This is a genomic window from Streptomyces sp. CNT360 (genome assembly GCF_000424785.1).
On record NZ_AUKO01000004.1, the window covers coordinates 138,160 to 152,002 of the forward strand.

The following is a 13,843-nucleotide window of genomic DNA, read 5'->3' on the forward strand; positions in this document are numbered from 1 at the left end:
CTTCCGACCGGCCAAACGGAATCGGCACGCTCCATTTCCCTCACCCTTTGTAGCGGTCTTGCGGAAACATCCTCCCGGACAGGCGCCCGCCGAGCGCGTCCGAACGCTTGTATGGCCTCCGTCGGCCGGGGCCAGACCGCCCCCGCTCCGCTCTTCGACGGCGCCCGGTGCGCGGGTACGATGCGGAGCAGCGCGGGAACCCCGGGTGATGACCGGCAGATGACGGGGGACGTTTCGTGGGGGACGTGATGAACTTCGGCACGCAGGACCCGCGAGGCCTGCACGCTCCGGCCGAACTCGCGTGGCTTCGCGGGGTGGACGCCTACACCGTCGGCGGGTACGCGCAGGCCGAGGAGGAGTTCCGCACCGCCGTGCGTCTCGACCCGGGGATGGCCGACGCCTGGCTCGGGCTGCACGCCCTGCGCGCCGACACCGCCACCGCCCTGCTGCGGATGTACCACCACCGGGACCGCTTCGGCGAACAGCGCCACCGCCACGGCCGCACCCTCAACTCCTGGTACTGGCTGGGCTGGTGGGTACAGCCGGTGCTGGAGTACGAGCGTGATCTGCTGCTCGCCCACGCCTCGCACTGGCTGGACGGGCGCCACGTGGCGGACCTCGACCGCGCCCTGGCGAACTGTCCGCCGGTGGACACCGACCCGCAGGTGCGCTTCCTGCACGCCTGCCGCGCCTACCTGGCCAAGGACTGGGAGGGCCTGGTCGCCCACACCGAACCCCTGGTGGAGGATCCGCTGCTGGGCATCGAGGCCGGGCTGTTCGCCGGGATGGCACGGGTCCGGCTGGAGATGTACGGGCAGGCCGAACCGCTGCTGGCCGGCGCCCTGATGCGGTGCCGCAGCGAACAGCCGCAACGCAAGGAACTGCGCTACTGGCTGGCGCGGGCCCGCGAGGGGACCGGCCGCAGTGCCGCCGCGCTTCCCCTGTACCGGGCCGTGCACCGCATCGACCCCACGTTCATGGACACGGCGGCCCGGCTTACGGCCATCGCCGAGAGCGACGGAGCCGGTGGCGGCGGAGACGACCTCGCCGCCGTCGTGCTGTCGGGCGGGACGCTGGGGCCGGTGGGCGCCTTCGGGCCGGGTGGGCCCATGGACGGCGAGGGCGACGCGGGCCAGGACCTTCTCGACCCCGGCCGGCAGGCCGCCAGCGACCCCGCACAGCCCGCGGACCCCGCCGACCCGACCGACGGCACCGACCCGTCCGCCGGCGCCGCGACCGGTGGCCCCGGCCCGGGTGGTGCCGGTTCAGGTCAGAGCACGGGTGCCGGGATGCCGGGGCAGCGCGGCACTGCGGGCGGCCCTTCCGTCAGCGGCCCCCCGGACATCGCGGGGTCGGACCCGGCAGCCCCGGGCCCCGCGGTCCCGGGGGCAGCGCTGCCGGGCACCGCGGGCTTCGTGCCGCCCGGAGCCGAGACCTCGGGGCCCGGCGGGACGGAGGGCCCCGGCCCGGAAACCGTGCCCGACGGGTACGCCGGGTACGACGGGTACGACAGCCCAGGCGGCTACGGCAGCCCCGACATGCCTGGAGGACCGGCAGGATACGGCGGGCCGGAAGGGTACGGCGGGCCCGACGGGTCGGGCGGCGCGGGGAGTTGGACCGGCTCCGACGGCGCCGACAGCCCGGACGCGGCCGAGTCCGCTGACCCGGTGGTGGACCCGCGGGCCGACGAACTGCGGCTGGAGGACACCGGTGACCCGGCCGAACCGGTCCGCGTCGACACCAGCGTGCTGCGGGAGCGCGGCGGACCAGTGGCGGCGTACGACGGCAGGCTGCCGGCGGGCCCCTCGGACCCGGTGCTGCTCGCGCAGGCACTCGAAGCGCTGGAGCGCATGGTCGGCCTGGAGCCCGTCAAGCGGCAGGTGCGGGCGCTGTCCGCGCAGTTGCACATGGCGAAGCTGCGCGCCGGACAGGGGCTGCCCGTGCAGCCGCCGAAGCGGCACTTCGTCTTCTCCGGCCCGTCCGGCACCGGCAAGACCACGGTGGCCCGCATACTGGGCCGCGCCTTCTACGCGCTGGGCCTGCTGGGCGGCGATCACCTGGTGGAGGCCCAACGTGCCGACCTGGTCGGCGAGTACCTGGGGCAGACCGCCGTCAAGGCCAACGAGCTGATCGACTCCGCGCTGGGCGGCGTGCTGTTCGTCGACGAGGCCTACGCCCTCTCCAACTCCGGCTACAGCAAGGGCGACGCGTACGGCGACGAGGCGCTCCAGGTGCTGCTGAAGCGGGCCGAGGACAACCGCGACCAGTTGGTGGTCATCCTGGCGGGCTATCCCGAGGGCATGGACCGGCTGCTGGCGGCCAATCCGGGCCTCTCCTCCCGCTTCACGACGCGGGTGGACTTCCCCAGTTACCGCCCACTGGAACTGACGGCGATCGGCGAGGTGCTGGCCGCCGACAACGGCGATGTGTGGGACGAGGAGGCGCTGGAGGAGCTGCGCAGCATCAGCGGCCACGTCGTCGGACAGGGCTGGATCGACGAGTTGGGCAACGGCCGGTTCCTGCGCACGCTCTATGAGAAGAGCTGCGCCTACCGGGATCTGCGGCTGTCCGGTTACGCGGGCACCCCCACGCGGGACGACCTGGCGACGCTGCGGCTGCCCGACCTCATGCAGGCCTACGGGGAGGTGCTGTCGGGGCGGGGCCCGGACGGACCCCGTCCTGGCCCGCCGCCGCCACCGGGCTGAGCACTCCGGAAACCGGCGAGCGCTCCGGCCGGTCCGCTCCCCCGCCGGCCCGGGAACGTCTACCGGGCCACGGACAGCCCGCCCTCGGTCGTCCGCGCGCCGTCGCCCTGCGCCTCGCCGGTCCGTACGGTCTCGTCGGTCCGCACGGTGTCGGTGCGTACCGTGTCGGCCCCTGCGTCGCTGCTCGGGGCGCCCCCGGTGGGTGCGGGGTCGGTGTGCGCGGGGTCGTGGACCTCGCCGACCAGCATCTCCAGGACGTCCTCCAGGGCCGCCACGCCCAGCACCCGGCCCGTGCCGTCGGCGACGGCCGCCAGGTGCGAGGCACCGGCCCGCATGGCGGTGAGGGCGTCGTCCAGGGGCAGTTGCCCGCGCAGTGTGGTCATCGGCCGCCACAGCCGCCGCGGCACCGGGCGGTCGCTCTCCTCCAGGTCCAGCACGTCCTTGACGTGCAGGTAGCCGAGGAATCCGCCGTCGTCGGCGCGGACGGGGAAGCGCGAGTAGCCGGTGCTCACGGTCAGCTCCTCCACTTCGCGCGGGGTGACGTCGGTGCCGACGGTGACCAGGTCGGTGCCGCCCAGCAGCACATCGGTCAGCGGCCGGGAGCCCAGCTCCAGTGCGTCGGCGAGCCGTTCGTGCTCCTCGGCCTCCAGCAGTCCGGCCTGCCAGGAGTCGGCCACCAGCCGGTTGAGCTGCTCGCTGGTGAAGACCGCCTCCACCTCGTCCTTGGGCTCGACACGGAACAGCCGCAGCACGACGGTGGCGCAGCTGCCGAGGGCGACCGTCACAGGGCGGGTGAGCTGGGCGAAGGTGACCAGGGGCGGGCCGATCCACAGGGCGGTGCGCCCGGGGTCGGCCATGGCCAGGTTCTTGGGCACCATCTCGCCCACCACCAGGTGGAAGAAGACGACCAGGGCCAGCGCGAGCACGTACCCGGCGGGGTGCATCAGCGGTGCGGGCAGGTGTACGGCGTGGAAGACGGGCTCCAACAGGTGGGCCACGGTCGGTTCGGCCACAGCCCCCAGTGTCAGCGAGCAGACGGTGATGCCGAACTGCGCCGCGGCCATCATCCGCGGCAGCGACTCCAGGCCCCGCAGCACCCGGCGGGCCCGGGCGGAGCCCTCGGCGGCGAGGGGTTCGATCTGGCTGCGGCGTACGGAGACGAGGGCGAACTCGGCGCCGACGAAGAAGCCGTTGGCGAGCACGAGCAGCGCGGCGAAGACCAGTTGCAGGAAGCTCATCGCGCCGCCACCTCCCTGACGCGTGCCCGGGGCGCGGCGGCTCCCCGCGCCGGGGCGGGGGCGGTGACGCGGACCCGCTCGGCGCGGTGGTGGGCGACATGCCGCACCCGCAGCTCCCATGCGGCGGCTTCGGCGGCGCCCGGGTGCCCGGGGCCGTCCGCGGTGCCGCCTGGGGTGCCCCGCAGCAGAGCGGTGTCACCGGGTGCCGGGATGCGGCCCAGCAGGTCGGCGACGAGACCCGCCACGGTCTCGTACGGGCCCTCGGGAACCTCCAGGCCGATACGGCGCAGCGCGCCCACCCGGCAGCCGCCGTCGGCCTCCCAGGCGGGTCGGCCGTCGGGTTCGGGAGGGGCAGGGGCCAGTTCGGGCAGTTCGTCGTAGAGCTGCCCGTCGTGCTCGTCCCGCACCTCGCCCACGATCTCCTCGACGATGTCCTCCAGCGTGACCACGCCCGCGGTGCCGCCGTACTCGTCGACGACGACGGCGATGGGCTGCTCGCTGCGCAGCCGCGTCAGCAGCGGCCGCACCGGCATGGTCTGCGGCACCTGCAGGGCGGGGACCGCGATGCGGGCGGCGGTGGTGTACAGCCTGCGGTGGCCGGGTACGGCCAGCGCGTCCTTGAGGTGGACCATGCCGGTCACCTCGTCGAGGGTGTCCTGGTAGACGGGGAAGCGGGACAGCCCGGTGGCGCGCGTGAGGTTGAGGACGTCCTCGGCGGTGGCCAGGGCCTGGAGGGCACTGACCCGCACGCGGGGCGTCATCACATGCTGCGCGGTCAGCTCACCCAGCGCGAGAGTGCGCACGAACAGGTCGGCGGTGTCCTGCTCCAGGGCGCCGGCCCGGGCCGAGTGGTGGGCCAGCGAGACCAGTTCGCCGGGCGTGCGGGCCGAGGCCAGTTCCTCGGCCGGCTGGACGCCGAAGAGCCGCACCATGCGGTTGGCGGCGGCGTTGAGCAGCGCGATCACCGGCCGGAAGAGCCGGGAGAAGAGACGCTGCGGCCCGGCCACGAACCGGGCGACGGCCAGCGGCCGGGAGACCGCCCAGTTCTTGGGCACGAGTTCGCCCACCACCATCTGGACGGCGGAGGCGACGAGCATGCCCAGGACGACGGCCACGCCGCCGACCGCCCCGGCAGGCAGCCCCAGGGCGCTCAGCGGGCCGTCCAGCAGCCCGGCGAGGGCCGGTTCGGCGAGCATGCCGGTGACAAGGGAGGTGAGGGTGATGCCGAGCTGGGTGCCGGACAGGTGGAAGGAGAGCTCGCGCAGGGCACGGACGACGGTGCGGGCCTTGCGGTCCCCCTGCGCCGCGGCACGCTCCGCGTCGGGGCGCTCGACGGTGACGAGGCCGAACTCCGCAGCGACGAAGAAGCCGTTGGCCAGGACGAGCAGGAACGCCACGCCGAGCAGGAGCAGCGGGAGGGTCATGCCGCGCCCCCGGAAGCGTGGGACACGGCGCACGTACTACAGGACGATCCGTCCATCGCGGGAGGTGGTCACTCCTCGGGTCGCAGGTGCCCGCCGAAGCGCGGGCCGGCTCAAGCCGGTGGGCAACAGAGTAAACACTGGGCCCCGCCCCGCGAAGACGCACGGCACCGTGCCGGGGTTCACCGGTCGGCGGAGCCGGTCACGCCCTGGCGAGAGCCGTCGTCCCGCGGGCCGCCCTGGTCGACGAGGGCGCGCAGGGCACGGGCGTGTCCGAGTGCCTGCTGCTTGGCGATGCCAGGCTGGATGCCCATGGCGGGCAGGCTGGTGCCGTCGGACAGGTCGAGCGAGACCCAGGGGTCGCCGGGCCGCAGCCGTACGGCGATGATCTGCGCCCAGGCGAGGCGGCGCTTGGTCGTCAGGTTGACGACGGTCACCCCGTCCTTCTCGACGGTCACCCGTGGACGGCTCAGCAGGACCAGTACCGCCCAGAACAGCACACCGGTGACGATGAAGCTGGCCCGCTCGCCGCCCCCCATCTGCAGGAGCGCCGCCACCACGGTCAGGGCGACGAAGACCACGGCACCCGCCGACAGCAGCACCACGCGGGTGCGCGTGGGCCGGAACGTGACGGGAAGAGTGGGCTGCGGGGTGCTGTCGGTCATGGCTGCGGCTCCGGTGCCGGGCGGATCGTCGCGGGGCGGCGGGCGGTCACAGGCGGCAGGCGTGGATGCCGGTGGTGAGGATCGCCCGCGCGCCGAGGTCGTAGAGGTCGTCCATGATCCGCTGGGCTTCCGTGGTGCGGACCATCGAGCGGACGGCGACCCAGCCCTGGTCGTGCAGGGGTGAGATGGTCGGCGACTCCAGACCGGGCGTGAGGGCGACCGCCTCCTCCAAGTGCTCGGCGCGGATGTCGTAGTCCATCATCACGTAGCTGCGGGCCACCAGGACGCCCTGGAGGCGGCGCAGGAACTGCTGCACCTTGGGGGTCTGCTCCTCGCCTCCCGACCTGCGGACGACGACAGCCTCCGACTGCAGGATGGGCTCGCCGAAGATCTCCAGGCCCGCGTTCCGCAGCGAGGTGCCCGTCTCGACGACGTCCGCGATCACCTGGGCGACACCGAGCTCGACGGCGGTCTCCACGGCACCGTCGAGGTGGACGACGGAGGCGTCGATGCCCTTGTCCGCCAAGTGCTGGGCGACCAGACCCTCGTAGGAGGTGGCGACCGTCAGCCCGTTCAGATCGTCGAGCGAGGTGAGGGTGCCCGGCTTGGCGGCGTAGCGGAAGGTGGAGCGGGCGAAGCCCAGCGGCAGCAGCTCCTCGGCCCGCGCACCGGAGTCCAGCAGCAGGTCGCGCCCGGTGATGCCGATGTCGAGCCGCCCCGAGCTGACGTAGATGGCGATGTCGCGGGGGCGCAGGTAGAAGAACTCGACCTCGTTCTCCGGGTCCACCAGCACCAGCTCTTTGGAGGCCTTGCGCTGCTGGTAGCCGGCCTCATGGAGCATCTCCCCCGCAGGGCCGGAGAGAGAACCCTTGTTGGGGACGGCGATGCGCAGCATGAGGGGGCTTCCTTCGCTGAGTGGTGCGGTAGCTGAGTGGTGAGGTGGGTGCTGAGTGCGGTGCGTGCTCAGAGGTGAGCGTATACGTCGTCGAGGGCGATGCCCTTGGCGGCCATGAGCACCTGGAGATGGTAGAGGAGCTGCGAGATCTCCTCGGCGGTCCGCTCGTCGCCCTCGTGCTCGGCGGCCATCCAGACCTCGGCGGCCTCTTCCACGATCTTCTTGCCGATGGCGTGCACGCCGGCGGTCGCGAGTTCGGCGGTGCGGGAGGTCGCGGGGTCGCCGTGGGCGGCCTTGTGCTGCAGCTCGGCGAAGAGCTGCTCGAATGTCTTGTTCGCCATGGTGCCTGCCAGCCTACGCGGTCCGGGCGAGGGCTCAGCGCCAGGGTTCGGCCACCGTGCGGAGGGTTGCCGCGGTCGCCACCGCCGCGGTCACCGCCTCGTGGCCCTTGTCCTCGGCGGAGCCGGGCAGCCCGGCACGGGCGAGGGCCTGATCCTCGTCGTCGCAGGTCAGCACGCCGAACCCGAGGGGGACGCCGGTGCTGACGGCCACGTCGGTGAGGCCCTGGGTGACGCCCTGGCACACGTAGTCGAAGTGCGGGGTGCCGCCCCGGATGACGACGCCGAGGGCGACGATCGCGTCGTAACCGCGCTCGGCGAGGACCTTGGCGACGACGGGCAGCTCGAAACTGCCGGGAACGCGCAGCAGGGTCGGCTCGTCGATGCCCAGTTCGTGCAGCGCCCGCAGGGCACCGTCGACGAGGCCGTCCATGACCTGCTGGTGCCACTGCGCGGCAACCACGGCCACCCGCAGGTCCTTGCAGTTCTTGACGGTCAGTTCGGGTGCGCCCTTGCCGCTCACGGTGCTCCTCGGGTGGTTCTGTGCGGTGTGCTGGTCTTCTTCGCGGTGCTGTCGCCCGCCGGGGCGGTCACTGACTGCCGCACGGGGAGGTGCGGTCCGCGTCCAGCCAGGGCAGGTCGTGCCCCATCCGGTCGCGCTTGGTGCGCAGGTAGTGCAGGTTGTGCTCGCCCGCCTGTACGGGCATGGGCTCGCGCCCGGTGACGCGCACACCGTGCCGGAGCAGCGCGGCGGTCTTGTCGGGGTTGTTGGTCATCAGCCGCAGGGAGCGCACGCCCAGGTCGGTGAGGATCTGCGCGGCGGCGGCGTAGTCACGTGCGTCCGCGGGCAGGCCCAGTTCCAGGTTGGCGTCGAGGGTGTCGCGCCCGCGCTCCTGGAGCTCGTAGGCGCGCAGCTTGGACAGCAGTCCGATACCCCGCCCCTCGTGTCCGCGCAGGTACAGCACGATGCCGCGGCCCTCCTGCTGCACCCGTTCGAGGGATGCCTCCAGTTGGGGCCCGCAGTCGCAGCGCTGGGAGCCGAAGACGTCGCCGGTCAGGCACTCGGAGTGCACCCGCACCAGCACGTCCTCGCCGCCCACGGCGCCCCGGGGCTCGTCCGGGCCGGCGATGTCGCCGGTGACCAGGGCGATGTGCTCGACCCCGTCGACGGTGGAGCGGTAGCCGTAGGCGCGGAACTCGCCGTGCCGGGTGGGCAGCCTGGTGGCGGCCTCACGGCGCACGGTGGGTTCGGCGGAGCGGCGGTAGGCGATCAGGTCCTCGATGGAGATGATGCGCAGCCCGTGCTTGCGCGCGAAGGGCACCAGCTCCGGCAGCCGCAGCATGGCACCGTCCTCGCCGGCGATCTCGACGATGGCGGCGGCGGGCCGCAGCCCCGCGAGCCGTGCCAGGTCGACGCCCGCCTCGGTGTGTCCGGCGCGCGCCAGCACACCGCCGGGCCTGGCCCGCAGCGGGAAGGCGTGACCGGGACGGACGAAGTCCTCGGCGGTGGCCTCGGCGGCGGCCAGCAGCCGGATGGTGGCGGCCCGGTCGGCGGCGGAGATGCCGGTGGTGACGCCGTGTGCGGCGCCCGCGTCGACGGAGACGGTGAAGGCGGTGCCCATCGACTCGGTGTTCCGGCCGACCATCTGCGGCAGCGCCAGCCGGTCGAGGTCGGCGGCCTCCATGGGGGTGCAGATCAGGCCCCGGCACTCGCTCATCATGAAGGCGACGATCTCGGGGGTGATCAGCTCGGCGGCCATCACCAGGTCGCCCTCGTTCTCCCGGCTCTCGTCGTCGACGACCACGACGGGGCGGCCCTCGCCGATGTCGCGGATCGCCTCCTCCACGGGGTCGAGCACGAGGGCGTACGGCTCCCCGGATCCGGCCGGTACCCGCCCGGGGCCTTCGGGTCCGTCGGGGGGCCCGGCCGAGGGCGGCTCGTACCGGTTCGGCGGTGCGGTCATCGCGGGCTCCTTGTCTGCGGTGCGCGGTGGTGGCGTGCGGGCCCGGTCACAGCGCGGCCCCTGCTCCGGCACCGTTGAACGCGGGCTCCGCGCGGGCGCCGGGCCTGGCGCGGGCGTCGCGGCGGGAGCGCTGCCACCAGGCGCGCAGGCCCCACAGCACCAGCCCGAGGTAGACGACGTAGACGAGGCCGGAGAAGGCCAGCCCGCTGCTGAAGGCGAGCGGCACACCGACCACGTCCACCAGCAGCCACGCGAACCAGAACTCCACCAGGCCGCGCGCCTGGGCGACCATCGCGGCCAGCGTGCCGACGAAGATGTAGGCGTCGGCCCAGGGGCTCCACGACAGGGCCGGGACGAAGCTGAAGAGGGCGCCGACAGCCACCGTGCCCAGCGCGGTACCCAGGGCGAGGAGCCCGCGCTCACGCCGGGTGGCGAACCGCACGGCGATGGAGCCGTCCTGCGCCTGCTGGTGGCCGCGCCGCCACTGGTACCAGCCCCACAGGGCCACCACGATCACCAGCAACTGCTTGCCGACGCCGCCCGCCAGATGGGCGTAGGCGAAGGCACCGACGAGGATCGCTCCGGAGAGGAACTGCGCGGGCCAGGTGGCGATGGACCGCCGCCAGCCGAGGGCGAGGGCTGTCAGCCCGATGGTGTTGCCCAGCATGTCGGACCAGATGACCCGCTGGCCGAAGGCGGTGAACGCCTCGCTGTTGAGCCACTGCAGAACGTTCATCGGGCTGCCTCCTCCTGCTGCGGGCCGGCTCCTCGCCCCTGCTGCCCCCCGGCGGCGGCCTGCGGGGCGGCTCCCAGCAGCCGCTCCACGTACTTGGCCAGCACGTCGACCTCAAGGTTGACCGGGTCGCCGGGCTGCTTGGTGCCCAGCGTGGTCAGCGCGAGGGTGGTGGGGATGAGGGAGACGGTGAAGTGGTCGTCGGCCGCCTCGACGACAGTCAGGCTGATGCCGTCCACCGTGATGGAGCCCTTCTCCACCAGGTACCGGCCCAGCCCGTCGGGGAGCGCGACGGTGAGGTCGGTGCCGCTGTCCGCGTCGTGGCGGGCGGTGAGGGTGCCGGTGCCGTCGACGTGCCCCTGCACGAGATGACCGTCGAGCCGCCCGCCCAGGACCATGGGCCGCTCCAGGTTGACGGGGGAACCCACGTCGAGCGCGCCGAGGCTGGAGCGGTGCAGGGTCTCGGCGATGACGTCGGCGGTGAAGACGCCGTCGCCCGCCTCGACGACCGTCAGGCACACGCCGTTGACAGCGATCGAGTCGCCGTGCCGCACATCAGCGGTGACGCGCGGTCCGCGGATCCGCAGCCGGGCCGCCGCGCCGAGGTCCTCGACGGCGAGGACCTCGCCGCGTTCTTCCACGATTCCGGTGAACACTCAGGACTCCTCGGACTGTTCGGACTGCTCGGTCGGGGGCTTCGGTTCGGCGGGGTGCTGCGGACCGGTCGGCTGCGTCGGTCCGGTCGCCTGCGTCGCATCGGCGGGCGCACCGGTCGCCGTGCCGTCGACAGCGGTGATCCGCAGATCGGGGCCCAGCCGCACGGTGTCGCTCACGGTGAGTCGCAACGCCTGAGCGAGGGTGCTGATTCCGGCGTCGCCCAGCGCGGGCGGGCCGGCTCCCAGCAGGACGGGCGCCAGATAGCCGACGACGCGGTCGACCAGCCCGGCGGCGGCGAAGGCTCCGGCAAGGGTGGCGCCGCCCTCCAGCAGCACGGAGCACACATCGCGCTCCCCCAGGGCGTCCAGCAGTGCGGACAGGTCGAGCCCGGCGGTGCCGTCGGCGGCCCGGGGCAGCACCAGCAGTTCGGCGGTGCCGGCGGCCGCACGCAGCGCCGCCTCCAGGGCGGCGCGCGCGGCGGGATCCGCGTCCCGCGCGACGGCGACGAGGGTGGGTGCCGCGGCGTCCAGGACCCGCGCGCCCGGGCGGACGACGGCGGCCTCGGTGTCCACGACCACGCGCAGCGGCTGGACTGCGCCGGGGACGCCCCGCACGGCCAGGTGCGGATCGTCGGTGCGCGCGGTGCCGGAACCGACGAGCACGGCGTCGGACTCGGCCCGCATCCTGTGCACGTCGGCGCGGGACTCGGCGGAGGTGATCCAGCGGCTGGAGCCGTCGGCCGCAGCGGTGCGCCCGTCGAGCGTGGCGGCGTACTTCCAGGTCACGTGCGGGCGTCCGCGCAGCACGGAGGTCAGCCAGGCGGCGTTGCCCGCGGCGGCCTCGTCGGCCAGCACTCCGCCCTCGACGTCGACGCCGGCCGCGGCGAGGGTGCGGGCGCCGCCGGCGGCGCCGGGGCTGGGGTCGCTGACCGCGTAGACGACGCGGGAGACACCGGCGTCGACGAGAGCGCGGGAACAGGGTCCGGTGCGGCCGGTGTGGTCGCAGGGTTCGAGGGTGACCACGGCGGTGCCGCCGCGGGCGTCCTCGCCCGCCTCGGCGAGGGCGTGGACCTCGGCGTGCGGGCCGCCGGCGCGCTGGTGCCAGCCCTCCCCCACGGTGCGGCCCGCCGTGTCGAGGACGACACAGCCGACGGGCGGGTTGGGACTGGTGGAGCCGAGTCCCCGCGCGGCCAGTTCGATGGCGCGGCGCATCGCGTCACGCTCGGCCTGCGGCGCGTACGGGGCCTGCGGATGGGGGGCCACCGGGTCCTCCTGCCTCTTCGGGCACGGACTCCGGGGCTCGCTCGTCGAGAGACCTCGATCGAGGACGAGGACGGACGCGTTTCCGGTGGGTCACCGGCCGGGACGGAGGGGGCTGCTCCGGCAATCCGCTGCCCGGAGGCCCGCCCGACGAGGACGGCGTACCGGTTTCGGCCCGCCGCGCACTGCCTCCCATCCGGACTTTCACCGTCGGTCCAGGAATCTCACCTGGTCAACCAACCGCTGGCTGCGGCCGGGTCGCGGACTGTAACCGCCGGTTCGGACTTTCACCGACCCCGGAGTGCGCTGACGTCACTGGTACGTTCCCCCGGCCGTCGGCCGGGAGACATCACCAGTCTGCCACGCAGGGGTGGGGGCCATGCGGCCGGAGCCTGTGTGCTGACTCACAGCGACGAGCAGCGCGCAGCCGTCTCCGCAGGCCGGGCAGGCGTTCGACAGCGTCGCGGCATGGGCACGATCACCGCGGAGCGGACCGGACGCGGCGCCACGGCAGGTGCGGCGCGGAGCGGCAGCGGCAGGGAGCAGGCATGCGGGCGGAGGAGAGCGGACACGAACCGGAGGCGGGCCGGGGCAGCACGCCCGGCGAACGGCCGGCCCCCGTCGGCACCGGGCCACCTGACGCGCCGCAGGGCGGAGCCGCGCGGGGCGCGGTGCCCGCCGCCGACAGACCGTCCCCCGTGGACCGGGGCGCCCCGGTCCACGACACACGCCGGGCCCGGGCCGCGGTCTCCGTCGTCTTCGCGGTCCACGGGATGGCCAGCGGCACGTTCGCCACGCGCATCCCCTGGCTGCGGGAACACCTGGGGCTCAGCCCCGGCTGGCTGGGGCTCGCCCTGGTGTTCATGACCGCCGGCGCCTCGGCCGCCATGCCGCTGTCCGCGCGGCTCACCCACCGCTACGGACCGCGCCGGGCGCTCGCCTGCGTGTCACTGGCCTGCTGCGCCTTCCTCGCGCTGCCGCCACTGGCCCCCGCGCTGGGCTGGCTGTGCGGGGCCCTGTTCGTCTACGGATGCGGGCTGGGCCTCATGGACGTGGCCATGAACGCCCAGGGGGTGCGGGTCGAGGAGGCGTACGGGCGCTCGGTGATGTCGGGGCTGCACGGGCTGTGGAGCGTGGGCACGCTGATCGGCGGCGCCGGTGGTGTGCTGGCCGCGCACGCGGGCCTGGACGGGCGTGTCCACCTGGGAACGGCCGCCCCGCTGTTGGCCGTCGTCGCGGTCACCGCCGCGCGGTGGACCCCGGGGAACGCGCAGGCTCCCGTCCCCCGGGGCGCCGCCGAGGCCGGGGACGGGCCGGAGGCACCACCCCGGTTCGCGCTGCCCTCGCGCGGGGTGCTCGCGATCGGGCTGCTCGGCTTCTGCGCGGTCTTCGCCGAAGGTGCCTCGATGGACTGGTCCGGCATCTACCTGGACGATGTGACGGGTGCCGAGCCGGGCCTTGCCGCCTCCGCCTACACGGCGTTCGCCTGCACGATGGCGCTCGCCCGGCTGTCGGGGGACGCGGTGGTGCGACGGCTGGGACCCGTGGCGACGGTGCGGACGGGCGGGGTGCTCGCCGCGCTGGGCGCCACGCTGGTCGTGGTGGCCCGCACGCCCCCGGTCGCCGTGGCGGGGTTCGCCCTCATCGGCATCGGCATCGCGGTCGTCGTCCCGCTCTGTTTCGCCGCCGCAGGACGTACCCGGGCCGCCGCCCCCGGCCAGGCCATCGCCGGTGTGGCCACCCTGGCCTACGCCTCGGGCCTGGGTGCCCCCGCCATCGTCGGCTGGATCGCCGAGACGACGACGCTGTCGGTCTCCTTCGGGGTGGTCACCGTGCTGCTGCTGGGGCTGGTGGCCGCCGCCCACGTCCTGCGCACCTGACGCCCGGTGCTCCCTCCGTCGAGGGGGCGACGGCGTCCGGGAGTCGCAGAACGTGGGGCTGCACGGGCTGACAGGACGCACGGGTCCC

12 protein-coding genes and 1 riboswitch are annotated in these 13,843 nt (G+C 74.1%); of the genes, 2 read left to right on the top strand and 10 right to left on the bottom strand.

The genetic code is table 11. The features are described 5' to 3' along the window. Positions 1 to 248: 248 nt before the first annotated feature. Positions 249 to 2,705 (top strand): AAA family ATPase, encoded by a 2,457-nt coding sequence (locus H297_RS44150; RefSeq protein ID WP_037793855.1) that lies wholly within the window; start codon positions 249 to 251, stop codon positions 2,703 to 2,705. A gap of 59 nt (positions 2,706 to 2,764) precedes the next feature. Here H297_RS44150 and H297_RS35790 read toward each other — a convergent pair whose 3' ends face one another. From H297_RS35790 to ribD, 10 genes are all read right to left on the bottom strand, one after another. After that, positions 2,765 to 3,943 (bottom strand): hemolysin family protein, encoded by a 1,179-nt coding sequence (locus H297_RS35790; protein ID WP_078513914.1) that lies wholly within the window; start codon positions 3,941 to 3,943, stop codon positions 2,765 to 2,767. Continuing rightward, positions 3,940 to 5,367 carry a hemolysin family protein gene (locus tag H297_RS0110800; protein ID WP_027737045.1) on the bottom strand — a complete coding sequence of 476 codons (1,428 nt, stop codon included), beginning with the start codon at positions 5,365 to 5,367 and terminating at the stop codon, positions 3,940 to 3,942. The genes H297_RS35790 and H297_RS0110800 overlap by 4 nt, the downstream gene beginning before the upstream one ends. 179 nt (positions 5,368 to 5,546) lie before the next feature. Beyond that, a complete protein-coding gene (locus H297_RS0110805; protein WP_027737046.1) occupies positions 5,547 to 6,029 on the bottom strand; it encodes a PH domain-containing protein in 483 nt (160 codons plus the stop codon). Between the two features lie 46 nt (positions 6,030 to 6,075). After that, positions 6,076 to 6,924, bottom strand: coding sequence for an ATP phosphoribosyltransferase (gene hisG / locus H297_RS0110810; protein ID WP_027737047.1), 849 nt, complete (start codon positions 6,922 to 6,924; stop codon positions 6,076 to 6,078). A gap of 68 nt (positions 6,925 to 6,992) precedes the next feature. Next, positions 6,993 to 7,265 (bottom strand): phosphoribosyl-ATP diphosphatase, encoded by a 273-nt coding sequence (locus tag H297_RS0110815; RefSeq protein WP_027737048.1) that lies wholly within the window; start codon positions 7,263 to 7,265, stop codon positions 6,993 to 6,995. Between the two features lie 34 nt (positions 7,266 to 7,299). Beyond that, the gene (ribH, locus tag H297_RS0110820; RefSeq protein WP_027737049.1) at positions 7,300 to 7,785 is read right to left on the bottom strand and encodes a 6,7-dimethyl-8-ribityllumazine synthase; all 486 of its coding nucleotides are present in this window, start codon (positions 7,783 to 7,785) and stop codon (positions 7,300 to 7,302) included. 67 nt (positions 7,786 to 7,852) lie between these two features. Then, entirely contained in the window at positions 7,853 to 9,226 is a 1,374-nt protein-coding gene (locus H297_RS0110825; protein WP_027737050.1) for a bifunctional 3,4-dihydroxy-2-butanone-4-phosphate synthase/GTP cyclohydrolase II, read from the bottom strand. 46 nt (positions 9,227 to 9,272) lie between these two features. Continuing rightward, positions 9,273 to 9,962 carry a nicotinamide riboside transporter PnuC gene (gene pnuC, locus H297_RS0110830; protein ID WP_027737051.1) on the bottom strand — a complete coding sequence of 230 codons (690 nt, stop codon included), beginning with the start codon at positions 9,960 to 9,962 and terminating at the stop codon, positions 9,273 to 9,275. Further along, a complete protein-coding gene (locus H297_RS35795; protein WP_051351743.1) occupies positions 9,959 to 10,615 on the bottom strand; it encodes a riboflavin synthase in 657 nt (218 codons plus the stop codon). The genes pnuC and H297_RS35795 overlap by 4 nt, the downstream gene beginning before the upstream one ends. Next, on the bottom strand, positions 10,616 to 11,827 hold the full coding sequence (gene ribD / locus H297_RS35800) for a bifunctional diaminohydroxyphosphoribosylaminopyrimidine deaminase/5-amino-6-(5-phosphoribosylamino)uracil reductase RibD (RefSeq protein WP_078513960.1): 1,212 nt from the start codon (positions 11,825 to 11,827) through the stop codon (positions 10,616 to 10,618). It lies immediately after the preceding gene. Positions 11,828 to 12,053: 226 nt separating this feature from the next. Then, positions 12,054 to 12,184, bottom strand: a riboswitch (FMN riboswitch). Between the two features lie 464 nt (positions 12,185 to 12,648). Between ribD and H297_RS0110845 the strand changes: the two genes are divergently transcribed. Continuing rightward, a complete protein-coding gene (locus H297_RS0110845) occupies positions 12,649 to 13,755 on the top strand; it encodes an MFS transporter (protein ID WP_486589495.1) in 1,107 nt (368 codons plus the stop codon). Positions 13,756 to 13,843 lie beyond the last annotated feature (88 nt).

Bases quoted from the DNA above. Each gene is read 5' to 3' on its own strand.
- H297_RS44150 (WP_037793855.1), top strand. From the start codon at position 249: ATGAACTTCGGCACGCAGGACCCGCGAGGCCTGCACGCTCCGGCCGAA.
- H297_RS35790 (WP_078513914.1), bottom strand. From the start codon at position 3,943: ATGAGCTTCCTGCAACTGGTCTTCGCCGCGCTGCTCGTGCTCGCCAAC.
- H297_RS0110800 (WP_027737045.1), bottom strand. From the start codon at position 5,367: ATGACCCTCCCGCTGCTCCTGCTCGGCGTGGCGTTCCTGCTCGTCCTG.
- H297_RS0110805 (WP_027737046.1), bottom strand. From the start codon at position 6,029: ATGACCGACAGCACCCCGCAGCCCACTCTTCCCGTCACGTTCCGGCCC.
- hisG (WP_027737047.1), bottom strand. From the start codon at position 6,924: ATGCTGCGCATCGCCGTCCCCAACAAGGGTTCTCTCTCCGGCCCTGCG.
- H297_RS0110815 (WP_027737048.1), bottom strand. From the start codon at position 7,265: ATGGCGAACAAGACATTCGAGCAGCTCTTCGCCGAGCTGCAGCACAAG.
- H297_RS0110825 (WP_027737050.1), bottom strand. From the start codon at position 9,226: ATGACCGCACCGCCGAACCGGTACGAGCCGCCCTCGGCCGGGCCCCCC.
- pnuC (WP_027737051.1), bottom strand. From the start codon at position 9,962: ATGAACGTTCTGCAGTGGCTCAACAGCGAGGCGTTCACCGCCTTCGGC.
- ribD (WP_078513960.1), bottom strand. From the start codon at position 11,827: ATGCGCCGCGCCATCGAACTGGCCGCGCGGGGACTCGGCTCCACCAGT.
- H297_RS0110845 (WP_486589495.1), top strand. From the start codon at position 12,649: ATGGCCAGCGGCACGTTCGCCACGCGCATCCCCTGGCTGCGGGAACAC.